Genomic DNA, 22831 nt, shown 5'->3' on the forward strand with positions numbered 1-22831 from the left:
ATACAGGTTCATCGACGGGATCTCAGGGTGCTCGGCCAGCAGCTCCGCCTGTGACGCGTTATTCGAATTCCGGCGCAAGCGCAATTCGAATTCCGTAAACGGAATTCTGAAACAACGTCAATTCGCGCAAGCGCGAATTGCGAGGAGTCCCGCAAGCGGGCCTCCCGAAGCTGGCTACACGGGGGTGTGCATCACGCGCGGGCCTGTGTAGGGCTTGGGGTTACTGCCCACTACCCTTGCAACGAGAGTGACGGACCGTCGGCCCAATCGGGTGTGCCGGCCCCACCGCGGGTGACGGGCTCCGCTGCGCTCCACCCGAACCCCTCCCCCACCCTCGAAACCGGCCGCTCACGTTCACCAATACCCCGCCAGCGTACCCTATGAACCGTGGCCCTTGGGACGGGATTCAGCCAAGCATCAGCCTACAGGGGAAGTCTGGGGAAGCCTGTCGCATGGATGATGCATCATGGGTACTGACTGTGTAGAGTCTGGGATCAGACACCATCACCCCGGCCAGCCACTCGCCGCGCCGGACTCTCATTCCTACTACATGCCGCATTCCGCGAAATGGAGAACACGGGAATGGTCGTGAAACTGCGTGAACACCAGGTTGAGGCCGTAGCCGCCATCGTGCGCGGCCTCGATATCCCGCCGGGCGGCATTCCCTGGAATGGTTTGCGCGGGCAGGTGCACGCCGCGTGCGGAACGGGAAAGACCATCATCGCGGCGGCCTCCGCAAAGCGGATTGTGCCCAAGGGCCGCGTTCTCGTGGTGATGCCGACCCTCGATCTCCTGGCGCAGACCGTGAAGGCGTGGAGCGAGGCCGGGCACAAGGGGCCGGCGGTCATGGTGTGCTCGCCGCTGGACGATCCGGAGCTGTGGCACCTGGGGGTGCGGTCCACCACCAACCCCGTGCAGCTGGCGCTGTGGCACTCGGCGGGGCCGGTGACCATCTACGCCACCTACGCGTCGCTGGGCGTGCTTGTGGAAGCGTTCGAGGGCGCCTACGGGCAGAAGCTCGCCCTGGTGGACCTGGCAGTGGTCGATGAGGCGCACCGGACCAGTGGGTCGATGGGGAAGGCGTGGGCGGACATCCACGACCAGACGAAGATCCCGGCGCACCGCCGGCTGTACCTGACGGCGACGCCGCGGATCTGGGAGGAGCGGCTGAACCGCGAGGTCGCCGAAGGGGTGCGCGACCCGCTGCCGCGCGAGATGGCGGCCTCCATGGACGACGAGAAGGTCTTCGGGCCGGTCCTCTACAAGCTCTCGCTCGCGTCGGCCGTGTCGCGGAAGCTGCTGGCGCGGTACCAGATCATCGTCCTGGAGCTCCAGGACCCGGTCGTCACCCCGGAGCGGCTGATGGGCGAGGAGCGGCACACCGAGGAGGTCCGCGGGCAGCGCCTCGGGGCGCTCCAGGCGGCGTTGCTGCACACGATGGCGCAGCACGACCTCCAGACCTGCATCACCTTCCACCACCGGACCATAGAGGCGCAGGCGTACGCGGAGGGCCTGTGGCGGGTGGCGAAACGGCTGCACGCCGACCGGCCGGAGAAGTACCCGGCTCAGATCTGGGCGGACTGGCTGATGGGTGAGCACGTCCCCGAGCGCCGGCGGGAGGTCCTGGGAAGCTTCGGGTCCACGGCGCGGCGGGCGGTTCTTTCGAATTGTCGCGTTTTGGGAGAAGGTGTCGACATCAGAGCGGTGGATAGTGTCGCTCTTTTGGACCCCAAGGGCGCGCCGCACGACATCGTCCAGGCCATCGGCAGGGCTCTGCGCCAGAAGCCCGGAGAGGGAAAGCTCGCCTCTTTGATCGTTCCGGTGTTCCTTCAGCCCGGTGAACAGCCGGAAGACATGTTCACTTCGGGATCGTACCGGCCCCTGGTGAAGGTCCTTGAAGGATTGCGCGCTCACGACGAAGAGGCAATCGAACTGCTCGCGATCCCGCAGGAGCCGCAGAAAGACGTCGCCCAGCCGTCCGAGTACATCGGCCCGCCGCCCGGGGAAGGCGAGGAAGAATCCCGTCTGCTGCTTCGTTTTGCGACTCCGCGTGACCCGGTGATGGTCGCGAACTGGGTCAGCTTCAACGTGATCGACACCGAACGGCAGGACTGGGCCCGCGGCTGGGCGAAACTCAAGACGTACGTCGAGCGGGTCGGGAACGCGAGAGTGCCGTACGGACACCGGGAGGGTACGACACCCCTTGGGCAGTGGGTCGCGGAACAGCGGCGGGCGTATGCGGCCGGGGAGATGAGCGGACAACGCGCGCAACGGCTGGAACGGCTCGGCATGGTCTGGAGCGTGGCAGACGAACGCTTCCAGGAGAACCTGGAAGCCGCCAAGGCGTACTACGACCAGCACTGGACCCTCTGCGCTCCAAGGCCTGCCGTGGCCCTGGGCAGGCCGGTAGGACAGTGGCTGAGCAATCTGCGCCGACCCGGGGCTCTGGACGGGCACCCCGAATGGGAGGCCGCGCTCCTGGACGTGGACGAGGACTGGAACCCGTCCTGGCCGGCGCAGTGGCAGCGGCACTACGCCGTGGTGCGGGAGATGCTCGCCGAGGAAACCATCCTCGCCTACGTCGAACCCGGCGTCACCGTACACGGCATGGACATCGGCAAATGGCTCGACCGGCAACGCAAACCCGAGGTCTGGGCAGCCCTGACCGACGGGCAGCGCGGGCGCCTGGAAGCCTTCGGCGTCATCCCGCACTCGCCCGGTCTGGAGGCATCGGTGAAGCCGTCTACGGCGCCCATGAACGCCTTCGAGAGGGGCGTCGCGGCCCTGGCCCAGTACAAGGACCGCACCGGCTCCCTCACCGTCCTAAGGGGGCACGTAGAACGGCTCGAGGACGGCACTGAGGTCAAGCTAGGCGTGTTCCTGTCGAACACGAAGTCGAGGCGCGCGAAGCTCAGCGAGGGCAGGCGGCAGGTGCTGGCTGAGCTGGGACTGGACTGGGCTTGAGTTGGGCGCCGCGGGGGTGGCCGTCACTGGGCGGTGGTGTTCTCGGTGCGGATCATGCGGCGCAGGCTGGTGCGGGCTGCTGCGATGTCGTCTTCGAGCCCGGTGAGGCGGTCGCGCAGGGCGGTGTTTTCTTCGGTGGCTTGTTGGAGTTGGTCGGCGAGCTGGTGGTTGTCGCGGGTGAGTTCGTCGATCCGGGAGGTGAGGTCGGGGGCGTGGAGGGCGTCGAGTTGCTGGCCGAGCTGGTGGCGGAGCGCGTTGTTCAGGCGGTCGCGTTCCTGGCGGAGGTCTTTGATCTCTTCGCGGGCGAGGTCCAGTTCGGCGCGCAGGCTTGCTGGGTTGGGGGCGGATCCTGGTAGGGGTGGGGTGGCGGGGGTGTGGATCTGGCGGTTGCGGGCGGCGTGGATGTGTTCGCGGATGCCCTCGGTGTAGGTGAGCCAGGTGGAGACACCTGCGGTGCGGGCGACGGCGGCGTGGCTGATCTTCTGGCCGTCTCGTTCGAGGGCGGCGAGGGCTTCAAGGACACGCTGGCGTTTGTCGAGGCTGTCACGGCGGCGGGCCTGGGCGAGGACGGCGGAGTTGCCCTGTCGGTTCATGACGGTGGTTCCTGAGTGCGGTCGACGACGGTGAGCGGAAGCAGGGTGTGGCCGCTGGCTGCTCTGGCTTTGCGCAGGGTGGTGCTGGCGTGCTCGATCTCTTCGCGCTCGCCTGCGGGTAGGGCTGCCAGGCGGGTTTTCATACGGTGGACGATCTGTTCGTAGGTGGTGATCTGGGCGGTGAGGGCGGTGGTGATGAAGTCGGCCGCGTCCATGGCCCGGGCGGTCTCCCGATCGGCACGCAGTTCGTTGATGTGCTGCTCGATGGCGGGGAGGTAGGAGGGGTCGGGGCGGTAGTAGCCGCAGCCGGCGCACTGGAAGCGGAGCGGGCAGGCGTCTCCCCCGGCTTTGACGTTGCTGGGTTCGGTGCAGCCTCCATAGGGGACTGCCACGGAGCGCAGCTCGTAGCTGCTGGGGGAACTGGGGGCGGAATGTCCGAGGCGGTCGACGACCTGGGTGCTCAAGGAGGTGACGGCGGCGCGTTTGCGTTTGAGGGAGACCTGGTAGTAGCGCTGGGTCATGGCGATGGAGTGGTGGTCCATCAGCTCGCGCAGCACGTCCACGGGGGTTCCTGCGTCGGCGTGGCGCTGGGCGTAGGAGTGGCGGAAGGCGTAGGGGTAGATCAGGGTCCGGTCGAAGGACAGCGGGGCGCCGTCCGCGTCGACGCCTTCGGTGCGCAGGGCGGGCAGGGAGTCGACCCACAGGCGCAGGGTCTCGCTGATGTAGTTGGCGCCCAGGTGAGGGGCGATGCTGTAGGCGCTCAGGGCGGGAAAGAGGTAGGCGTCGCCGCCGGCGGGCAGTTGGAGGTGGCTGCGGCGGGCTTGCCAGGTGCGGATGGCCTGGGCGGTGGATTCGATGATCGGCAGGCGTCTGCGGTGGCGGCGGCGTTTGTGGTTGTTCCAGATCAGTGAGGTCTGTCCGCGGTCGGTCTCCAGGCAGTCGCGGGGCAGAGAGGCGATCTCCAGAGGGCGGCGGCCGGTGTCTCTGAGCAGGATGTAGATGGTCTGGTAGAGCAGTTGCAGGTCGGCGGCGGGGACATCGCGGCGGCCTTGGACGTCTCCGAGGCCGAGGGTGTGCAGGTGGGCGTCGAGCTGACGGATGACCGATTCGGGGATGGCTTTGCCGATGCCGTCCTCGTCTGTTTCTTCCAGGCGGATGCGGTGCTCGACGGGGTCGCGGGTGAACGCTCCCGCGAGAGTGTCGAGATGTCCGGAGCGGCGGCCGTAGTCGATCAGCTGGAAGAAACAGCCGGCCAGCGTGCGCCGCTGGGAGGAGCGATAGGCGGTTCCGTCGCGTCGGAGCGCTGTGCGGAAGGCGTCGACGACAGCGGAGGCGTCGGTGAGGTGCAGCGCTGCCGGGTCGAGGCCTTCCCCCGGTCGCTGGGCCAGCGTTCGGGAGGCGATGACCACGGCGCGCATCGTGTTGGAGAAGGTGTCGGTACGCGGGGAACTGCTGGTGGCCCAGTGGCGCATCAACTCGCGGAGCCAGGGCTGGCGGATGGTGCGCAGGTCTGCGGTGCCGGGCATGCGGCGGGGCCGGGATCCGTGCGTCGTGCGCAGGCCGATGGCGCGCAGGTCAAGGACGTCCGGGTCGGCGAAGGGTCGGCCGGAGAACTCTTCGAAGGCGCCGTGGACGGCTGTCCTCAGCCGCTTGAGGGTTCTGACTGCGCCGGCGTGTGGGCTGGCCAGGCGTGCCGGGCCGGTGTCGTCGGTCAGGAGTGTGGTGGCGCTGGCGAGGTCGCGTACCAGGCTGCGAATGCGGTGGGGTTCCAGAGTGCGGGTCCACTGGTCCGTCTGTTGCAGGGCGTAGAGGATCTCATAGCGCAGCAGGTCGTTCAGGGCGAGCAGGCTGAACTGGTGTGTGTCCAGGTAAGGGGGCTGCTGAGTGGCCCACTGGTGGACGTCAGTGCGTTTCGTGCGATTGTCCTGGCTCCATTGGCGGGCGTGGTAGTTGCATAGTCCACGGGAGTTGTAGGCGGGGCTTGGGCAGGTGGGAACCAGGCAGGGGATTGTTTCGGTGAAGGGCTGGGCACGGTCGCGCAGCCATGCTTGCTCGGTTCCTTTGGCTGCGTGGTACTTCCAGGCGTTGTAGTGGGTGGCGCACTTGTCGTTGCAGTGGCGGGGGCGGACGCAGCGCACACCGTCACGGGCGATGGAGCACTGGGCGGTCACCATCCCGCGGGCGCTGCGTTCGCGGGCAGGCGTGAAGGTCGTGGCGAAGGTGTCGGGGTCCTGACTGCTCGCTCGCTGGTGCTCCGCGCACAGGGTGCAGAAGACGTTGCCGGAGATGACCACCTGGTCACATCGCCGGGTCCGGCAGGTCGAGGACGAGGTACGCGGGCTGTCCAGATCGCCGGTGAACAGCCAGTGGCGCGCGTCCCACTCCCTCGGTCGCCAGGCGGGGTCGATGCGGTCGGCCAGCCAGACAGTCCAGCCAGGCGTATCCGAGGCGGGCGCGGCCGGGAAGCGCAGCGGTGTCGGCTGCCCGGCGACGCTCACCTCGGGTCCCGCAGCGTCGCGACGCGCTCGACGGCCTGGCGCGTCTCGGTGTCGCACACGTGCCGGTAGCGCTCCATCGACAGGGGCGAGAGGTGTCCCAGGAGACGCTGGACGACGTCCCGGTCCACTCCGCTGCGCAGCCACGTGGTCGCGGCAGAGTGGCGCAGCATGTGGGGGCGGAAAGGGTGGTCGGCGGCGCGGGCCAGGCGATCGAACATGCCCTTGGTGTTGGGGTAGGACATCGGCCGGCCCACCGGCGGGCGGAAGAGGTTGACGAAGACCATGTCGCCGCCTTCCGCGCCGGCGGTGTGGCGCTCGTACTGGTAGTCGGTGTACAGGCTGGTCAGGTCGGCGGTAACCGGCACCGTGCGGGGGCGGCGGGACTTGGCCAGGGCGCGGTTGGGGTTCTGAGTGCGGCGGCGGACGTGCAGGTGTGGCCCTTCGGTACCGCACCCGAGAGCGCGGGATGAGGCCAGCAGGTGCAGGTCGCTGCGGTGCAGTCCCAGCGCTTCGCCGATCCGCAGGCCGGTGCAGGCCAGCAGAGCGATCAGGAACCGGTCACGGGCCGATCGTGCCAGAGCCAGCATCCTGGCGATCTGCTCGGGACTGAGGTCCTGGTAGCCGGGGTCGGTGAACGCGAACCGGAACGAGGCGGTGTCCATCGTGCGCAACCGCCCCTCTTCCCCGGGGTCGTAGCCCGGCGGCAAACAGAACAGCGTCTTCGGCTCGGACAGCAGCGTCACCGTGGAAGGGGAGACCCAGCCGTGGGCGGCGCCGAAGCGCAGGAAGTCGCTGACCACCGTCATCACGGCGTTCGCGGTTCCCTTGGAGCGATTCCGGGGCCGTGCGCTGCCGGTTCGTCGGCTGCGCAGCGGGAGCGGGGTGTTGATCAGCCACTGCTGCAGGCCCGACAGTCCGAGGAATCCCGGTGCGGCCCAGTCCATGCGGCGGGCGGCGCAGTAGTTCAGATACAGAACCAGACGGCCGGCGTAGACCCGCTCGGTGTTCGGTGAGCGGTCTTTGCTGCGCAGCGAAGTCAAATAAGCAGTGGCCTCGTGATGCAAGGCATAGGTGAGCGCATCGGCCACCACCCACCGCTCCATGCCCGTTGACGGAGAGGAAGACCGTTCCGCGATGAAGGAGTACTCCACGTGCCGAACGTAACTGTCACCCAGCCGCAGCTTTATGGGGGTTAGCCCACGACCATCCCCGCAGGTGACAGCAGGAACAAACGTCCCTCACACTCCCCCACCTCTAGATAACGTCGATCCGGGCCGTGGACAGCGTCGCCCTCCTGGACCCCAAGGGGGCGCCGCACGACATCGTCCAGGCCATCGGCCGGGCGCTCCGGCAGAAGCCCGGGGAAGGAAAACTTGCCTCATTGATCGTGCCGGTATTCCTTCAGCCCGGTGAGAAGCCGGAAGATATGTTCACCTCGGGATCGTATCGGCCTTTGGTGAAGGTATTGGAAGGTCTGCGGGCTCACGATGAAGAGGCAATCGAATTGCTGGCGATTCCGCAGGAGCCGCAGAAGGACGTGGCGCAGCCATCCGAATACATCGGCGCCGCACCCGCAGATAACGAGGAAGAAACCCGTCTGCTGCTCCGTTTTGCGACTCCGCGTGATCCGGTGATGGTCGCGGACTGGGTGTCCTTCAACGTGATCGACACGGAGCGGCAGGACTGGGCCCGCGGCTGGGCGAAGCTCAAGGAGTTTACGGAGCGTGAGGGCCACGCCCGGGTGCCGTACGAGCACAAGGAGGGCGCGTTCCCGCTGGGGACCTGGGTCGCGGAGCAGCGACGGGCGTTCGGGGCTGGGCAGATGAACGGCCGGCGCGCGGCGCGGCTGGAGAAGCTGGGCATGGCCTGGTCGGCGGCCGACGCGCGGTTCCAGGAGAACCTGGAGGCTGCCCGGGTCTACTTCGCGGAGCACTGGACGCTGTGCGCTCCCCGGTCGGCGGCCGCGCTGGATAAGCCGGTGGGTCAGTGGCTGTCCAACCTGCGCCGACCCGGCGCGCTGGCCGAACACCCGGAGTGGGAGGTTGCGTTGAAGGAGGTCGACGAGGACTGGAACCCGTCGTGGCCGGCCGAGTGGCAGCGGCACTTCGCGGTGGTGCGGGAGATGCTCGCGGAGGAGACCATCCTCGGGTACATCGAACCCGGGGTCACCGTGCATGGCATGGACATCGGCAAGTGGCTCGACCGGCAGCGTAGGCCCGAGGTGTGGGCGGCCCTGTCCGACGGGCAGCGCGGGCGCCTGGAAGCTTTCGGTGTCGTCCCGCACGCCCCGGAGCTGGAAGCGCCCTCGAAGCCGTCCACGATGCCCGTGAGCGCCTTCGAGCGGGGCGTTGCGGCCCTGGCACAGTACAAAGCCCGCACCGGCACCCTCACCGTCCCAAGGGCCCACGTCGAACCGCTGGAAGACGGGACCGAGGTCAAGCTCGGAGTGTGGATCATGAATCAGAAGGGACGCCGCACGAAGCTCAGCGTCGACAAACTCGCCGCACTCGGACTCGACTGGGCGGAGTGACGTCATCTCCTGCGGTTGGGGCTGCCATTCCGGCAGGCCCAACCGCAGGTCATTTTCACCCGTCTTCTGCCGCTGTACCTGGCGTTTTCTTGCCGGGTAGCGGCTTCTCCAGGCTCTGGCCTGGGTGGTAGGTCCGCCGGTTCTTGACGAACGGAGGCAACTGCACAGCGTCCCCATCGGCGTCGGTGTCGATGGCTCTGGCGTCTCCGTCGGAGTACACCGCCCAGGCCACCACCGGATCAGCGAACAAGGTCCCCTCGTTCGGGTCCTGCCACTCCGTCATCCAGCCTCCGCCCGGGACAACGCCCACGATCTGGCGGCGCTCGCGAACTTCCTTGAAGCCCTCGATGTCCTGTGCTCGTTGCAGCCCATTGCGCCACAGCACCAGCGGTTCGCCCTCGTCGCTCCAGGCGTGCACGGGGAGAAACATATCGGGTAGGCGACCGCGGTCGAAGACGGCTTCGGTGGGCACGGTCGCCGGGATCATGAGTCCTCCATGGGTTGGTGATCCGCCAGTCTCGCGGGCCCACCTTGCCAGCAGGTCCGGTCGACCATATTTGACCGGTCTCGGTTCGTGATGCCGTCGCGGGGTGTCCGACTCGCGCCTGGTTGGGCAGCACACCCGACGACACGTGAGTGCCCGAGATCGCGCCATCACCCTCGGACTGGGGCTGAAGGCGGTGCGAGGCCAGCGGACAGGGCCCCGGGCGCACAGGACAGCTTGAGGCTCTTCGCTGCCCGGGGCCAGCCGCATCGCGCCCCAGGGCCTACACGCACTTGAGTGCGAGGCCGTGGGGATCCGAGCAAGGGCATCGCACTGGCGTGCGTGTAGGTCCTGGGGTTCTGGGCTGCTCCCTCCTTCTGATCTCCGTGACGGCCGGGAAGGCTCCGGTGGGGCAATGCCGTGGGCTGCGCACCCGGCCGTGCTGCCCCACCGGTAGGAACTCAGTTCCAGAAGGTTTCGATCTTGCTCGTACGGCAGAACTCGCGGCTCTCTCGGGGCGTGAGGTCGTGTGGAAGTACGGCAGCTTTGATGCTGGTGGCGACCTCATCAGTCAGGACTCCTTGAGAGCAAAGCTGCTCCACGAGCAGGTCAAGTGCCTTGGCATTGGCGACGGTCTTCTCAATGGTGCGGCCGAGCTGGGGCTGGTTGAGTGCCGCGATGCCCAGTGGGCGATCCGGCTGGCCTTCGTCAGCGACAAGCGTCAGGTTGTGACGCCGGCTATCGCCTTCGCCTTGTTGCCACAGGCAGCGGCCGAAGCGCATGCGGACGGGAGTCTCGCTGACGCCCCGGCGGACGACGTCGACGTACTGGTCCTCCTGCGTGACGATGAGCTTCTCCAGGCGCTCGCCTTCCTCGCCGGAGACGTCAGCAACGAGAAACACCATGAGCACTTCTTCGTCGATGTCTTCGTTGTACTGGATCGGGACAAGCGTGAGCCCTGCGACCTCCACAGCGGAGGCATGCAGGTCTTCCGCCTCTTGGAGTTCCAGCCGGTGGGTGTACACGAGCGGCTGCGCGTTGTCGGTGTACGAGTAACTGTGGCTGGACACCAGCCAGGTTGTGCCCTCTCCCGCGAGTGGTTGCCCAGCGGGGGCGGCAGCGGCCTTGAGGTCGCTTTCGAGATCGTCTTGCAGATCGCCCGGCACCTGCAGCTGCAGCTCCACACGTCGCAGCTGCTGTCCGGTGTGGGCGGAGGCCGCAGGCGGAAGCTCTTCCGCCTGGAACTGCCGTTGAGATCCCAGGAGATGAAGAGAGAAATCAGTCATGTCACTACTGTCCCGTTAGGTACTGACAACGGGTGCAGATGAGGTCCGGCTGGTGAATCTGGCCCGGGTGCTGGTGAACCGGCTCACCACCGGTGGAAGTGTGAGCGCGCTCGAAGGCAGGCTCAGGTCCGGACGGCCCGGAGCAGCGGCGGGTGCCGTTGCCCCGGGCCGCCCGGGTCTGGGTCGGGGTGGGTGTGGTGGGTGTCAGGCTGCGATGCCGGTCGGGGACTCGAAGAGCCAGTCGTCGAGCTGGACGCGGCAGGTCTTGAGGATGCCGGCGATCGTCGTGTAGGTGCCGACGAGTGCGAGCAGCTCGATCAGCTGCGAGGTGGAGTAGTGGTCGGCCAGGCCCTGCCAGGTGATCTCGGAGATGATCTGGTCGGCGATCAGCTCGTCGACGGCCCGCAGCAGCGCGCGGTCGGCGTCGCTCCAGTCCGCTTCGTTCACGTCGAGCGGGACGCGGGCGATCTCGGCTTCGGTGCGGCCGGCGGCGGCGCCGATGCGGATGTGGTGCTCCCACTCGTAGGCGGAGCCGGTGCGGTGGCCGACCCGGAGGATCGCCAGTTCCCGGTCCCGGTCCGGGATCTCGCCCATGGCGAGCTGGGCGAGCAGGGGGGCCAGGGCGACGATCAGGTCGGGGTTGTTGCCGATGGTGGCGAGGATGTTGAGCACAGGGCGGCCGGCCAGCGGGCTGTCGCCGTCGTCGGCGAGCAGTCGTGCCGGGATGCCGTCCAGGCGGGTGGACAGGGCGGCCATCTCGGCGCGGGAGCGCGGCGCTATGCGGGGCTCGGTCGGGGCGGGGTAGGTGGTGGTGGTGGTGTAGGTGTGCATGCAGCCCATCAGGGCCATCTCGTCGTGCGCTTCGTGCGGCTCGTTGTCCAGCTCGCGGTAGACGGCGCCGATGTTGAGGACGATGCGGTCGGGGTCGTCCCAGTTGGCGAAGCCGGCCATGTCCAGGGTCTGCGCGGCCTGCATGGCGGTCAGGCCGGCCCGGTGCGAGCGGACGGCGTGGTCGCGCAGGCGCTCCAGGTAGTCGCGGAAGGCGCGGACCTCGGGCTTGCCGATGACCGGGCCGTGTCCGGGGACGATCGTGTCGGCGTTCAGGTCGAGGATCAGGTTGCACGCGTCGATCCAGCGGGCGATCGGGCCGGTGTGGATGACCGGGTGGCCGCCGATGAACAGGATGTCGCCGGTGTAGACCACGCCGGCGTCCGGCACGTGGATCAGGACGTCGCCGGGGGTGTGGGCCGGGCCGACCTCGATCAGCCGGACGGTGCGCTCGCCCACCGCGACCTCCAGCTCGCCGCTGAAGGTGCGGTTCGCCGGGGTCGGGGTGATCGACTTGAAGTCGAAGATCTCGCACATGTGCTTCACGATCGGCGGCAGCTGGAAGCCGGCCGGGGGCGTGTTGAGCAGGTCGAGGAGGTTCTCCTTGCGCATCACCTCCGCGGCGGCCTCCGAGGCGATGATCGTGGCGTCGGTGACCAGCTCGTTGCCCCACCAGTGGTCGCCGTCGCTGTGGGTGTTGACCACGGTGTTGATGGTGACGCCCGGCAGGGCCTCGGCGATCGTGTCGAGCATGGCGCGGGTCATCGGCACGTCGAACAGGGTGTCGACCAGCAGCGCCTGGTCGCCGGAGACGATCAGGCCGGCGTTGCTGTAGCCCCAGGTGCCGTTGGGCGTCAGATAGGCGTAGGTGTCCTGGCCGATCTTGTGCAGACCGAGGGTGAAGGGGGTGGTCATCGTGGGATCTCCTTGTGAGCCCTGATTGGATTACAGTACCAACATATACTCCAGTATGCCTGCGGATCCAAGTACACTCTGCGCATGAGGCCGACTGCATCAGAGGAACCGACCGAGCCGACCGACCGGCGCACCCGCCGCCGCGACGCGACGCGCGAGCGGCTGCTGACCGCGGCCCTGGAACTGTTTGCCAGCCAGGGGTACGCGGCCACGACCTACGACCACATCGCCGAACGCGCCGACGTGGGACGCCAGACGGCGTTCAACCACTTCCGCCGCAAAGAGGACTTCGTGATCACCTGGGTCCGCCAGCGCCACGAACTCCTGGACCGGCGCGACGCGGCAGACACGGCCGACGCGACCGAACCCGGGCCCGCCATCGAGGCGCTGGCCGACGAACTGCGCACCCTGGCCGACCTCAACGAGCGCGACTACGCCCTGGCCAAGGAACTGCACGACAGCGGAGTACTGCACGGCGCGATCGACCTGCGCGCCACGCCCCGCGCCTTCGTCGCCGCCATCGACCGAGGCCGGCGCAACGGCGAGATCCGCGCCGACCTCGACCCCGAGACCATCGCCGACCTGCTCTTCGACGCATACGTGACAGCACTCAGCCGCTGGCTGCAGAGCGACCGAGGCTTCCCGCTCGCCGAGGCTCTGCTCACCCGACTCGCCGTTCTCGCCAACGGATTCACGCCCCGCGGCGTCCCGGGCTGAGGGGCCGGCGACCGCCGCGGGCCGGAGAGGGCCCGCGTACAGTGGAGTCATGGGCCGGGCCGGTGCGCGCACGTCTTCTGTTCCGAGCCGCTGCCGGTGCGCTCCCGCAGCGACAAGCGGTACTGCTCCCCGGCCTGCAAGCAGGCGGACCGCCGGTGGCGCCGCCACCGGGCCGAGGCCGTAGCCATCGGCCTCTACTACCACCCGGGCGTCGAGACCGACCTCGTCGCGCACTGCCCCGTGTGCGACAAACGGTTCGCCCTCGGACACCGCCACCGCCGGGACGCGGTCTACTGCTCCCCGGCCTGTCGCCAGGCCGCCTACCGCGAGCGAAAGAGGGTACGCGCAGTCGTCACGACCGGTCTCGATGTGACGGATGCCGGTACCCGCTCCACGCCTGTGACCAGCGAACACGCCCCGATCATCCTGGGCCCGACCGGTCAGTCCTCGGTGCCGTCGTCGTCCTCGTCGAGCCCGGGTGCCTCCGGGCCGCGCAGCGGCCTCAAGGCCCCGTCGGCCGGGACCTGGGCGGTGAAGCTGTAGCGGCCGAGGAGGTTGAGGTTGCGGTGCCTGAGCGGCGAGAGCCGGGCGACGTCCTCGTCGCGGATCTCGCACCCCTCGGCGCGCAGCTGCTCGATCTTCGGGAGCATCTTCTCGACCCGCTTGCGCAGCCAGGCCAGCGACTTCGGCTCGCCGAGCGCGCCGAGTTTCTCCACGTTCAGCTTCACCCGGCCGTTCGGCAGGACGTCGAGCGACACCTTCGCGTCCTTGCCCGCCGATTCCAGGCGCTCGGCCATCTGCTTCCAGCCCGCGTCCAGGGCCCGCACCAGCTCCGCCAGGTGCTCGGTGACGGGCATGTCCAGGCTCAGCCCGGCCAGCACGTCCTCGCGCACCGCGTCCCACGCCGCGCCGTCCAGGAGCCGGGCGCGCGGGTCGGACCACCGGTGTGAAGGGGACGCGAACACGTTGCGGTTGTTCAGGGCCCGGTGCAGCTGCTCCAGCACGCACACAGCCTTCGACCACCTCGCGCTCGCCCGCACCCACCTGGCAGCCGGCGAACCCGAAGGCGCCCGCCAGGAAACGATCCACGCCCTGGACCTGTTCGGCACCATCAGCTCGCACAGAGTCGGCGACCGGCTCACCGAACTGCACGACGAAGCACTCCCCTACGCCAACAGCACCCCGGCCACCGACCTCCGCGAACGCATCACCCACGCCCTCGGATAACCGCTCGATTTACACAGGAACACCCAGCCCACCGTCACTGGGCAGCCGGGCCGCAGGACGAACCCTGCAGAAACGCACCGTCTGTCGCGGCTGTACAACATGACGTTCATCAAGCCGCAATGACGCGCTGCGGGACCAGCCCGCAGAGACGCTCCACAAGGACGGCGCCGCGACCGTCCAGTTCACGCTGCCGCGGTGGTGCTGCGGGCCAAACCCACAGAGACGCTGGCTGGGCATCTGCACCCAGCGTGCCACCTGGACGCCACAGTGGCGCTGCGGGGCAAGCCCTATCCCGCTTCGGCCCAGGGCAGGCGTGACTGAGCGCTTCAGTCGGCGATTCTGAGTGTCGTGGTTGGCGGGCGCCGACCTGCGCAGGTGTGCGAGCTTTTGGGCGCAGCTTTTGTCGCCGGGTGATGCGAACAGGGGCGGACAATGCCCGGAGACCGCGAATGCGTCGACGCATCGGTGCGGAAGGTATGGCTGCAGCAACGCCAGCCCCGTATCCATCGCGCGGGGGCCCGGCTAGGGTGCCGCCATGCCCACCAGCCCCCATGCGGCCGAACCGACTCTGCTGGAACCCAAAGGTCCTGCGGTCACCGTGTCCCTATGCGCCTTCGGCCTGATCCTGCTGCTTAGCGGGACTGGCGCAGCCACCTACTGCGCCGCCACAGCGATCACGGGCTACGTCGGGTCCACGGGTGCCTGGGCAGTTCTCGCGGGTGCATTCCTGCTCGCGGCCCTCGCCGCCTGGATCGGACTCAGCGTCATCCTCACCGTGCGTCGGGATCGCGCGGCGACGATCCAACTGGCCCGCTGCGGTGTCGATGCGGCGGCCTTGGTTCTTTCGGTGGCTCTGGTGCCAGGGGGCGAGGCGAAGGACGAGATCCATCTCCATGTGCGGATCTCCGGGCCCGGATTCGAAGAGTTCGAGTCAAAGGAGAAGCTGCTGTCCGAACGATTCAAAGGTGTTGCCCAGGGCGCGGTGCTGCCGGCCCGGGTCGACCCGTCAGACCTCGTGTTCGCGCTGGACCGGCTCCGCGCAGCGCGCCCCGCTCACGCCTAGCACTGGCCACCCCTGGATAGTGACCAGCTTGCGGGGCTGGCGGTAGGACATGTGGGCCTGAGACCCCAAAAAACACCTCGCCAGTTACGACGCTCAGATTCGCCGCCTGAAGCGCACACCCGCCAAGTGAAGCGCTCAGTCACAACTGTGCCGAGGCTCGGTAGTTGTCACCGACGGCACCGCATAGGCTGCGCAGAAACCAGGTCGAAGCAGCCGGACTGTCACCAGAGAGGCGCTGGAGTTGTCACACATAGCCGATCACTGGACTTTCTGTCACCGGGGCGCAGTGTGACTCGCGACGACCTCATCGCCATGCTCCACGAACAGACCCCGGCATGCGGGCCTGCACGTAACGCCTTGATCGCCGGGGCTGACTTCGCCGTCTGGGACGGCCTGGTCCCTGCCAACCGGCACGCGGGCGTCTTCCGGGCTCGAATGCACCACTCCTTGAAGCGTGGCCACACGATCGACAGCCTGGCCGACAGCGTCGACATCCTTCTGCGAGCTGGGGAAGAGCCGCATCGTACCGGATCCATCGACGCGGTGGACAGGTCGTCCTGGTTCACGATCTTCCTGAACTCCACGGCAACTGCAGTCGTAGCCTGCTGCGGCGGACGCCGACCCACCACCATGGAGTCGGCCGACACCCCCGAGTCCGGCGCTCAACCTCGCAAGTGACAACAAGCCTGCCTATGTGACAACTATCGCGCTCTGGCTCAACAACAGATTGATGCTCGCCGTAATGGGCTTCGAAATCAGTAGTCCAGATCGAGGTAATCGATGTCGTTGATTTCCACGTCCGACAGTCCCATGGCGCGACCGCCACCGTCCTGGAAATACACTTCTTTGAACCCTTCGGCGATGATTCCGCGCATCTGCTGGTCGCCGGCTCCGGTGTCGCGGGCGTCGAAGAGGCGTTGCGCGTACTCCGGGGGGAGGTGCACGGTGAGGCGGCGGAAGCGTCCGTCGTCGGTCGTGCCGACCGGCGCGGTGTAGCCGAACCGGGCCCGGGTCTCCACGGTGATGCCGCCGGTGGTGGCGGCCCGGCGTTGCCGGCGCTTGCGCACCAGTGGCTGCCACCGCTGCCGTACGGCGTCGTCGATCTTCGCGGCGATGTCCGGGCGGGCGTGCTTGCGGGCGCCGCGCCGGTAGCGGTTGACGGAGTCGGCGGTGACGCCGATCTCCTGCGCGACGGCCTTCGCGCTGCCCAGCTGCTTGAGCAGGAACCCGATCTGGCCCTTGAGGGTCTTGGGTGGGTCCTTGGTGAACGCCTCGCGGTCGGCGCGCTCGATCGCGTCGTCGATCTCTCCCACCGTCTACTCCCCTTCGTCCAGGACGGCGTCGCCGCCCTTGATGTGGCGGGCCGGGTTCAGGCCCTTCTCCATGAGGTCGACCGCCCACAGCATCGACTGGACGCCCTCCAGCTTGGCCAGGCCGGGCGTGGGCCCGAGGCGGAAGCCGCCGGGCTGCGGCTTGCCGGACGCGGCGTAGGGGAGGAAGTCGAGCGGGCTCTCACCCGGCGAGGGGTAGACGACGCAGTCGGAGAGCACGGCGAGCGGGTACAGGCCTGTCATCTTCGCCATGTTGTTGAGCTTGCGGTGCATGTTGACGCGGGCCTTGCTGATGACGGCGGCCCGGATGTCGGGGCGCCAGGTCGGCCGCTGAAGTGCCGGCCACCGCTCGCCCTCCTTGTAGGACTTGCCCTGGGGGCGCTCGCGGAGCTTGCCGACGCCGCCCTTGACCGTGGCCTTGATCGCGGACAGCACGGCGGCCAGGGCCGGGTCCTTCTGCTTGTGCTGTTCCATCGCCGCCAGGAACTCCGCGTCGGACAGGTCCTTGGTGACCCCCATGTCGGCGAGGGTGTCGACGTAGGCGTTCTTGAGCCGGTCGTGCCACGGATCCAGATAGGCCCCGGTCTCGCGGCGCAGGTACGCCTCGATCGGGTGGACGTCGTGCCCGAGCTCCTGGGCGTAGGCGAGGGTGTGCGTCTGGTACCAGGCCGGGCCCGTCGGACGGCTGCCGTCCGGGGTGAACGGGCTGGGTAGACGCGGGTCCAGCTCGATGTGGGACAGGTCCGCCAGCCAGCTCCCGGGGATCCTAGGGTTGAACTTCGGGGCGTGGAAGTGATCGGGGGCGCTGAGGCCGACGACCAGGCGGGCCGCGGCGGCGAGGAAAGCGGTGTTGAGGTCGAGGCCGACTGCGAAGGGCAGCGTGCATTCCTCATCGGACAGCGTCTCCACCGCCCGCACCCACTGGTACGCCTCTTCGTTCAAGAACCCGCCGGCCCAGCCGCTGCTGACGACGACGGGGTGCTCCGGGGTGGCCTCCGGCGGCGCCGGGTCCATCGGCTCGGTGCCGACCGAGCCCGCGTTGTAGCCGGACACCCAGTTCCCGGTCTCCGGGTCCCGCACGGCCTTCGTCGGCGGGCGCAGCGCCGTCATCAGCTCCAGCCCGGAGACGGCGGTGGAGCCGCGGGGGGTGATGACCCGGGTCGCGTAGACGCCGAGGACGCGGGCGATGTCGGCCGGCTCCATCTCGGCAACGCCGGGCCAGGAGCGCTCATCGAGGGCATCCCACGAGAGGATCGCGAGCTGCACGCACTGCCTCTCGCGGCCTTGCGCCTTGCGGTAGATCCGCGCCCAGGGGCCGAACCCTCGCTGCGTGAGCTGCCACTTCGCCTTCGCCACCTGCTTGACCACGGGGTGGTCCTCGGGCAGGCGCAGGGAGCGGCGCTGCTCGTGGCCTTCCAGGCGCTCGGGCAGCCCGAGCTTCACCGCGGCGGCCGCGGTGAGGACGATCAGCGGGTCGCTGTCCTTGCCGTAGCGGTTGAGCTTGGCGGCACCGAGGCCGGACTCCTTGAGGGTCCACTCCACCAGCTCCGGGACGGTGGTGGCCGGGCAGTCGAGCACGATGCCGTCGATGCCGTACGCGGAGCCGTCGCCATCGAGGACGGCGAGCGGGCCGTGGGGGAAGCGCGGGTCGACGGCGGGCGCGGCAGCCTTCTTCGCCGCCGTGCGACGCGACGACGTCGCCGGGCGCCCGACCGGACGGGCAGCGGCCGGTGCGGCGGAAGCCTGTGCCGGGGCGGCGGTGTCGGCGGGCTCGGACGCGGCCGGGCCGGTGAACGTGTCTGGCACCGGGGCGGGCTGCGGCGCGGCCACGGGGGCCGGGGCGGCGGGGACGGCGTGGGCGGGGTATTTCGCCGCCCACCCCTTCAGTAGCCGCTGGTACGCCTCCAGGCGCGGTGACTTCGGCTCGGAGCGGCCGTTCTCGTAGTTCTTCACCGTCTGCACGGTCGACTTCAGAGCCTGCGCAAGGCGGGTCTGGGTGATGCCGGCAGCCTCGCGAAGCCGGGCGCGCTCCGCCGGGGGCGGGAGCTGCGGCTCCTCCTCCAGCAGTGCGTCGACGCTCGCGAACAGCTCTTCCTCGGATGCCATGTGAATCTCCTTTCGCGCCTCACCCTAGCATCATTTACCCTAACTTTTAGCCCATTTTTTAACCCATTAGGTTCTATCGGAGGGGCGGGGGTGGACATGTGCGACCGAGACCTCTAGATGGCTGACCCGTCTCACTGAATCTTGACCGTTCTCACCGAACTTTGAGCGCGTCGCCAACGGCTCCGGTGTGCCGATGGCGATCGTTCGGCCATGGTCTTCATCCCCCCAGCTGACAGGCACTACTGCCTCGATCCGTGGTGCGAGAACCCGGACCCTGATCTCATCCCGGACGCCCTGTGCGGCTGCCACATCCTCACCGAGGCCGAGCTCGAAGAACGGAAGAGGAAGTACCTCCAAGCCCAGCAGGAGCGCCGTGAAGGCGGCGATCAAACTTCGGTGAGAACGGTCAAGGTTCAGTGAGACGGGTCAATGGCGGATAGGTCGCAGCAGTTGGCGGATCTTCAGACTCGAACGACGGCCAACGCGCCCACCTGCAGTAGCGCACTCACGTTCGGAGCCGGTGTCGGCGTGATCCGCCAACTATCACCCTCAAGATCCGCCAACTAGCTTTCTCTGCACCGTCCTGACCTGCGCCGGAGCGAGGATGATCCGCCATCTATAGGTCTCGGTCACAACATGCAAGAAGGCCGCCCGGCGGATGCCGGACGGCCTGCGACGAAGTCTGAACCCTGGGTGTGTGGCCTGCCCCTTTCGGGACTACCAGAGACGAATCCAAGGTCTTCCCCAGCAGCGTACTCATGCAGCGCGGCTGATAGCCACTCGGCGGCACTCTGCGCGCGCGTGATGATGTCTTGCGGATAGCCGTACTGCCTCTGATGACTGGCGAACTCATCCTCGTCGTCCACAAAGACGGTTTCGTCTAGCCGTATCCGGCAGACATCCAGATCCAGGTCAACCATGGTCTCTTGCCCCTTATGCGGCCAATCGGAGGGAGTGGTCACATCGCAGTAGACGTCCAGGTGGGCTGGAGCTGCCTGGAACAGGGCCGTCCACCAGGCACCGCGAGGAAAGAGCATGACTCGTCGCTCTTCGGTTGCGTAGACCTCGCCCTCCCCACCCTTGCTGTAGATCGTCCCGATCGGAGCACCGAGCCAGACCCCGAACTCATCCTCGCCCAACCACACCATCGAGTGGTGCCAGTGCAGGCTGCCATCGAACTTACGGACCACGACCCGGACCTCGGCTTCTCCCATGGGCGGGAGGCTACTGGCGGGCGGGCAAACCCGGTGAACCTTCTCGGTCACAGCACTAGCTGTTGCGGGGCCAGGATGTTGATGACGGTAACGTGAGCGGGATGCTGCTCCCCGGTTCCGGTGGGCCGGTGATGCGTCATGCCTGCGACGGGCGCTCCCCGCAAGATACGGAGAGTTCGTTCCTTGTCTCAGGCCGTCGGGTCCCAGAGTCCGTTGGCTTCGCCGCGGGCGAGGTGTTCGGCGTAGACGCCAACCTTCCAGGCGATGACGGAACGGCACTCCTCCATGGCCTGGATCTGCGCGTCGACGCGCTGTCGGTGGGCGTCGAGGAGCCGCAGACGTTCCGCCTCGTTGCCTGGACCATGCCGCACCAGCTCGGCGAACCGCTTGAGGTCGGCGAGCGGCATGCCGGATTCACGTAGCTTGACGCAGATGAGCAGCCAGTCGACGTCGAATGCGGTGTACCGCCGCCGGCCGCCTGAGGTGCGCTGGACCGGTCCGACCAGCAGGCCCTCGCGCTCGTAGAAGCGCAGGGCGTGCACGCTGAGTCCGGTCTGCTCGGCCACCTCGCCGATGCTCTGGGGCTCCGCAGAGGGCTCGGTAGTCGCCATGCGTCACAGTCTAGGACTTGATCTAGACCTCGCTCTAGATCGTAGCGTCGTCGGCATGACCAGCACTGATCAGCAGCCACTCAGCTCGCCCTTTTCTGCCGCCAGCACCGCCGAGGACGTCATGGTCGGCCTCGGCCTCTCCGGCAGGAGCGCCGTCGTGACCGGGGGCTATTCCGGACTCGGTCTGGAAACCACCCGTGCCCTGGCAGCCGCCGGGGCCCAGGTCATCGTTCCGGCGCGCAGGCCCCAAATCGCCCGCGCGGCGCTCGCGGATGTGGAGGGCTGCGAGGTCATACCCATGGACCTGGCAGACCTTGGCAGCGTGCGCGCCGCCGCCGCGCGGATCAGCGGCTCCGTCACCAGGCTCGACCTGTTCATGGCCGTCGCCGGTGTCATGGCCACCCCTGAGAGGCGTGTCGGCCCTGGCTGGGAGGGCCAGCTCACCGCCAACCACTTCGGGCACTTCACCCTTGCCTGTGAGCTCTATCCGCTCCTGGCCGCCGCCGGCGGTGCGCGTGTTGTCGTCAACAGCTCCTCCGGGCACACCCTGACCGACATCCGCTGGCACGACCCACACTTCCGTACCGGCTACGACAAGTGGCTGGCCTACGGCCAGGCAAAGACCGCGAACGTCCTGTTCGCCGTGCAGCTCGACGCCCTCGGGCGCGGCGACGGCGTCCGGGCGTTCGCTCTCCACCCTGGCAAGATCTTCACCGGGCTTCAGCGGGAGATGACGCTTCGGGAACAGATCGACCGTGGATGGGTGGACGAGCACGGCAACGTGATCGGCGCCGACTTCAAGACACCCTCCCAGGGCGCGGCCACCGGTCTGTGGGCAGCCACGTCCCCACTCCTCGACGACCGCGGCGGTCTCTATCTGGAGGACTGCGACGTCGCGGGTATCTCTGCCCTCGACGCGCCCATGGACGACGGCGGCGTCCGCGAGTATGCCATCGACCCCGATGGGGCCGCACTGCTCTGGGACCTGTCCATCACCGCGACCGGCGCCACCCCGATCACTCGATGACCCCAGGCCCGCACGTGTCGCGGCACTTCAAGCGGTACTCCCGAGTACGCGAGGTCGTCAGTTCGATACCCCTTCCGGCTGTTACGTCAGGTGTTGCGGAAGGCTCCGGCCGGTAAGTCCACTTCTTCTGATTGGTCTGCATGCCGTGCCCGTTGCCGGTGCCTGTCCGATATCGCTGACCGCCTCGCGCAGGCACCGGCTGAAAGAGATGGCCTACGGCCACAAGACTCCCCACCAGGCCCGGATACGCGCGCACATCGTGCTTCACGCGGCCAGGGGCCGTTCCAACGCACGCATCGCCCGGGAGACGGGCCTGCATGTGGAGACCGTGCGGACCTGGCGGGGCCGGTTCGCCGAAGAGGGAGTGGCCGGGTTGGCCGACCGCCGCCGCTCCGGTCGCCCAGCCTCATTCACTTCACTCCAGACCACCCAGGTCAAGGCCCTGGCCTGCCACCCTCCCGCCCAGACCGGTACCCCGCTGGCACGCTGGTCGTGCCCTGAGCTGGCCCGCGAGGGCCATGGCGCGGGGCATCACCGCCTTCGTGTCGGCTTCCACCGTGCGCCGCTGGCTGGCCCAGGATGCGATCAAACCCTGGCAACACCGCTCGTGGATCTTCATCACCGCCCCCGGCTTCCGACCCAAAGCCGAGCGCATCCTTGACCTGTACGCCGCACCTTCGATGGCGTCGCCCTGGGCGCGGACGAGTACGTCCTCAGCGCCGACGAGAAGACCTCCATCCAGGCCCGCTGCCGCTGCCACCCCACCCTCGCCCCGGGCCAGGCCCGCGCGATGCGCGTTAATCACACCTATGGACGCGGCGGCTCCTTGGCCTACCTGGCCGCCTACGACGTCCACCGCGCGAAGACGTTCGGCCGCACCGAACCACGCACCGGTATCGACCCGTTCATGAACCTGGTCACCCAGGTCATGAACCAAGAGCCCTACGTCAGCGCGAAACGTGTGTTCTGGGTCGTGGACAACGGATCCTCCCACCGCGGCAAGAAGGCCGCCGACCGGCTGACCGCCGCCTACCCGAACGCGGTCCTCGTCCACACCCCGGTCCACGCCTCCTGGTTAAACCAGGTGGAGATCTACTTCTCCGTCGTGCAGCGCAAGGTCGTGACACCCAACGACTTCACCGACCTCAACGAGGTCGCGGACCGGCTCCGAGCATTCGAAGACCGCTACAACGCCACAGCACAGCCGTTCCAATGGAAGTTCACCACCTCCGACCTGGACGGTCTGCTGGCCAGGCTCGACCGGCACACCGCCGATCACCCAGAAGAATCCTCCGCCGCCCCAGCAGCATGATCAACCCCGAAGGACTTACGACGCAGACCACTAACGAGCTGGTGCGTGATTGCGGGTGATGTGTTCTTGCTGGTGGGTGACATGATCCGGATGTGGCGATCATGCTCAGTCGGACGGTTCTTACG

General features: G+C 67.9%; 19 protein-coding genes and 2 pseudogenes. 10 read left to right on the forward strand and 11 right to left on the reverse strand.

From position 1 onward, the window contains the following. Window positions 1–582: 582 nt before the first annotated feature. On the forward strand, window positions 583–2964 hold the full coding sequence (locus tag AB0D53_RS40645; protein ID WP_362454439.1) for a Helicase associated domain protein: 2382 nt from the start codon (window positions 583–585) through the stop codon (window positions 2962–2964). Between the two features lie 23 nt (window positions 2965–2987). On the opposite strand, the gene AB0D53_RS40650 is transcribed toward AB0D53_RS40645, so the two are convergent. From AB0D53_RS40650 to AB0D53_RS40660, 3 genes are read right to left on the reverse strand one after another with little or no spacing between them, the layout of a single operon-like run. After that, window positions 2988–3557 (reverse strand): hypothetical protein, encoded by a 570-nt coding sequence (locus AB0D53_RS40650; protein WP_362454406.1) that lies wholly within the window; start codon window positions 3555–3557, stop codon window positions 2988–2990. Then, a complete protein-coding gene (locus tag AB0D53_RS40655; protein ID WP_362454408.1) occupies window positions 3554–6055 on the reverse strand; it encodes a tyrosine-type recombinase/integrase in 2502 nt (833 codons plus the stop codon). Before AB0D53_RS40655 ends, AB0D53_RS40650 begins: the two co-directional genes overlap by 4 nt. Continuing rightward, on the reverse strand, window positions 6052–7146 hold the full coding sequence (locus tag AB0D53_RS40660; RefSeq protein ID WP_362454410.1) for a tyrosine-type recombinase/integrase: 1095 nt from the start codon (window positions 7144–7146) through the stop codon (window positions 6052–6054). Before AB0D53_RS40660 ends, AB0D53_RS40655 begins: the two co-directional genes overlap by 4 nt. Before the next feature lie 176 nt (window positions 7147–7322). Between AB0D53_RS40660 and AB0D53_RS40665 the strand changes: the two are divergent. Next, window positions 7323–8585, forward strand: a pseudogene (locus tag AB0D53_RS40665) (Helicase associated domain protein); the annotation flags it as partial. Window positions 8586–8640: 55 nt separating this feature from the next. On the opposite strand, the gene AB0D53_RS40670 reads toward AB0D53_RS40665, so the two are convergent. The 3 genes from AB0D53_RS40670 to AB0D53_RS40680 all read right to left on the reverse strand — a co-directional run bounded on the left by AB0D53_RS40670 (window position 8641) and on the right by AB0D53_RS40680 (window position 12098). Beyond that, entirely contained in the window at window positions 8641–9072 is a 432-nt protein-coding gene (locus AB0D53_RS40670) for a hypothetical protein (protein WP_362454412.1), read from the reverse strand. Window positions 9073–9530: 458 nt separating this feature from the next. Then, window positions 9531–10355: a hypothetical protein gene (locus AB0D53_RS40675; RefSeq protein ID WP_362454414.1), complete on the reverse strand. Its 825-nt coding sequence runs from the start codon at window positions 10353–10355 to the stop codon at window positions 9531–9533. Between the two features lie 204 nt (window positions 10356–10559). Continuing rightward, the gene (locus tag AB0D53_RS40680; protein ID WP_362454416.1) at window positions 10560–12098 is read right to left on the reverse strand and encodes an MBL fold metallo-hydrolase; all 1539 of its coding nucleotides are present in this window, start codon (window positions 12096–12098) and stop codon (window positions 10560–10562) included. Between the two features lie 84 nt (window positions 12099–12182). Between AB0D53_RS40680 and AB0D53_RS40685 the strand changes: the two genes are divergently transcribed. Beyond that, window positions 12183–12815, forward strand: coding sequence for a TetR/AcrR family transcriptional regulator (locus AB0D53_RS40685; RefSeq protein WP_362454418.1), 633 nt, complete (start codon window positions 12183–12185; stop codon window positions 12813–12815). Between the two features lie 632 nt (window positions 12816–13447). Here AB0D53_RS40685 and AB0D53_RS40690 read toward each other — a convergent pair. Continuing rightward, window positions 13448–13825, reverse strand: a pseudogene (locus AB0D53_RS40690) (Tn3 family transposase); the annotation flags it as partial. On the opposite strand from AB0D53_RS40690, the gene AB0D53_RS40695 reads away from it, so the two are divergent. From AB0D53_RS40695 to AB0D53_RS40705, 3 genes are all read left to right on the forward strand, one after another. Next, window positions 13782–14042 (forward strand): hypothetical protein, encoded by a 261-nt coding sequence (locus AB0D53_RS40695; RefSeq protein WP_362454420.1) that lies wholly within the window; start codon window positions 13782–13784, stop codon window positions 14040–14042. The pseudogene AB0D53_RS40690 and the gene AB0D53_RS40695 sit on opposite strands and share 44 nt — an antisense overlap. A 535-nt stretch (window positions 14043–14577) precedes the next feature. Next, window positions 14578–15105 carry a hypothetical protein gene (locus tag AB0D53_RS40700; protein ID WP_362454422.1) on the forward strand — a complete coding sequence of 176 codons (528 nt, stop codon included), beginning with the start codon at window positions 14578–14580 and terminating at the stop codon, window positions 15103–15105. A gap of 288 nt (window positions 15106–15393) precedes the next feature. Further along, window positions 15394–15783 carry a hypothetical protein gene (locus AB0D53_RS40705; RefSeq protein ID WP_362454424.1) on the forward strand — a complete coding sequence of 130 codons (390 nt, stop codon included), beginning with the start codon at window positions 15394–15396 and terminating at the stop codon, window positions 15781–15783. A 77-nt stretch (window positions 15784–15860) separates the two neighbouring features. On the opposite strand, the gene AB0D53_RS40710 is transcribed toward AB0D53_RS40705, so the two are convergent. Continuing rightward, on the reverse strand, window positions 15861–16418 hold the full coding sequence (locus tag AB0D53_RS40710) for an XRE family transcriptional regulator (RefSeq protein WP_362454426.1): 558 nt from the start codon (window positions 16416–16418) through the stop codon (window positions 15861–15863). 3 nt (window positions 16419–16421) lie between these two features. Then, a complete protein-coding gene (locus AB0D53_RS40715; RefSeq protein WP_362454428.1) occupies window positions 16422–18542 on the reverse strand; it encodes a helix-turn-helix transcriptional regulator in 2121 nt (706 codons plus the stop codon). A gap of 210 nt (window positions 18543–18752) precedes the next feature. Here AB0D53_RS40715 and AB0D53_RS40720 point away from each other — a divergent pair, with 210 nt between their 5' ends. Beyond that, the gene (locus tag AB0D53_RS40720) at window positions 18753–18962 is read left to right on the forward strand and encodes a hypothetical protein (RefSeq protein WP_362454430.1); all 210 of its coding nucleotides are present in this window, start codon (window positions 18753–18755) and stop codon (window positions 18960–18962) included. Between the two features lie 209 nt (window positions 18963–19171). On the opposite strand, the gene AB0D53_RS40725 is transcribed toward AB0D53_RS40720, so the two are convergent. Further along, window positions 19172–19756 (reverse strand): DUF402 domain-containing protein, encoded by a 585-nt coding sequence (locus tag AB0D53_RS40725; RefSeq protein ID WP_362454432.1) that lies wholly within the window; start codon window positions 19754–19756, stop codon window positions 19172–19174. Window positions 19757–19944: 188 nt separating this feature from the next. Next, window positions 19945–20367, reverse strand: a complete 423-nt coding sequence (locus AB0D53_RS40730) for a MerR family transcriptional regulator (RefSeq protein ID WP_362454435.1) — start codon at window positions 20365–20367, stop codon at window positions 19945–19947. A 55-nt stretch (window positions 20368–20422) separates the two neighbouring features. Here AB0D53_RS40730 and AB0D53_RS40735 point away from each other — a divergent pair, with 55 nt between their 5' ends. From AB0D53_RS40735 to AB0D53_RS40745, 3 genes are all read left to right on the forward strand, one after another. After that, window positions 20423–21394, forward strand: coding sequence for an SDR family NAD(P)-dependent oxidoreductase (locus tag AB0D53_RS40735; protein ID WP_362454437.1), 972 nt, complete (start codon window positions 20423–20425; stop codon window positions 21392–21394). A 208-nt stretch (window positions 21395–21602) separates the two neighbouring features. Then, window positions 21603–22055, forward strand: a complete 453-nt coding sequence (locus AB0D53_RS40740) for a helix-turn-helix domain-containing protein (protein WP_362454441.1) — start codon at window positions 21603–21605, stop codon at window positions 22053–22055. A gap of 75 nt (window positions 22056–22130) precedes the next feature. Next, window positions 22131–22706, forward strand: coding sequence for a transposase (locus AB0D53_RS40745; RefSeq protein WP_362454443.1), 576 nt, complete (start codon window positions 22131–22133; stop codon window positions 22704–22706). Window positions 22707–22831 lie beyond the last annotated feature (125 nt).

This window comes from Streptomyces sp. NPDC048295, from assembly GCF_040652135.1.
Lineage (GTDB): Bacteria > Actinomycetota > Actinomycetes > Streptomycetales > Streptomycetaceae > Streptomyces.

Coding starts and splice junctions, on each gene's coding strand:
- AB0D53_RS40720 (WP_362454430.1), top strand. CDS start 18,753: ATGGTCTTCATCCCCCCAGCTGACAGGCACTACTGCCTCGATCCGTGG.
- AB0D53_RS40685 (WP_362454418.1), top strand. CDS start 12,183: ATGAGGCCGACTGCATCAGAGGAACCGACCGAGCCGACCGACCGGCGC.
- AB0D53_RS40730 (WP_362454435.1), bottom strand. CDS start 20,367: ATGGCGACTACCGAGCCCTCTGCGGAGCCCCAGAGCATCGGCGAGGTG.
- AB0D53_RS40715 (WP_362454428.1), bottom strand. CDS start 18,542: ATGGCATCCGAGGAAGAGCTGTTCGCGAGCGTCGACGCACTGCTGGAG.
- AB0D53_RS40740 (WP_362454441.1), top strand. CDS start 21,603: ATGGCCTACGGCCACAAGACTCCCCACCAGGCCCGGATACGCGCGCAC.
- AB0D53_RS40650 (WP_362454406.1), bottom strand. CDS start 3,557: ATGAACCGACAGGGCAACTCCGCCGTCCTCGCCCAGGCCCGCCGCCGT.
- AB0D53_RS40680 (WP_362454416.1), bottom strand. CDS start 12,098: ATGACCACCCCCTTCACCCTCGGTCTGCACAAGATCGGCCAGGACACC.
- AB0D53_RS40670 (WP_362454412.1), bottom strand. CDS start 9,072: ATGATCCCGGCGACCGTGCCCACCGAAGCCGTCTTCGACCGCGGTCGC.
- AB0D53_RS40675 (WP_362454414.1), bottom strand. CDS start 10,355: ATGACTGATTTCTCTCTTCATCTCCTGGGATCTCAACGGCAGTTCCAG.
- AB0D53_RS40700 (WP_362454422.1), top strand. CDS start 14,578: ATGCCCACCAGCCCCCATGCGGCCGAACCGACTCTGCTGGAACCCAAA.
- AB0D53_RS40645 (WP_362454439.1), top strand. CDS start 583: ATGGTCGTGAAACTGCGTGAACACCAGGTTGAGGCCGTAGCCGCCATC.
- AB0D53_RS40735 (WP_362454437.1), top strand. CDS start 20,423: ATGACCAGCACTGATCAGCAGCCACTCAGCTCGCCCTTTTCTGCCGCC.
- AB0D53_RS40725 (WP_362454432.1), bottom strand. CDS start 19,756: ATGGGAGAAGCCGAGGTCCGGGTCGTGGTCCGTAAGTTCGATGGCAGC.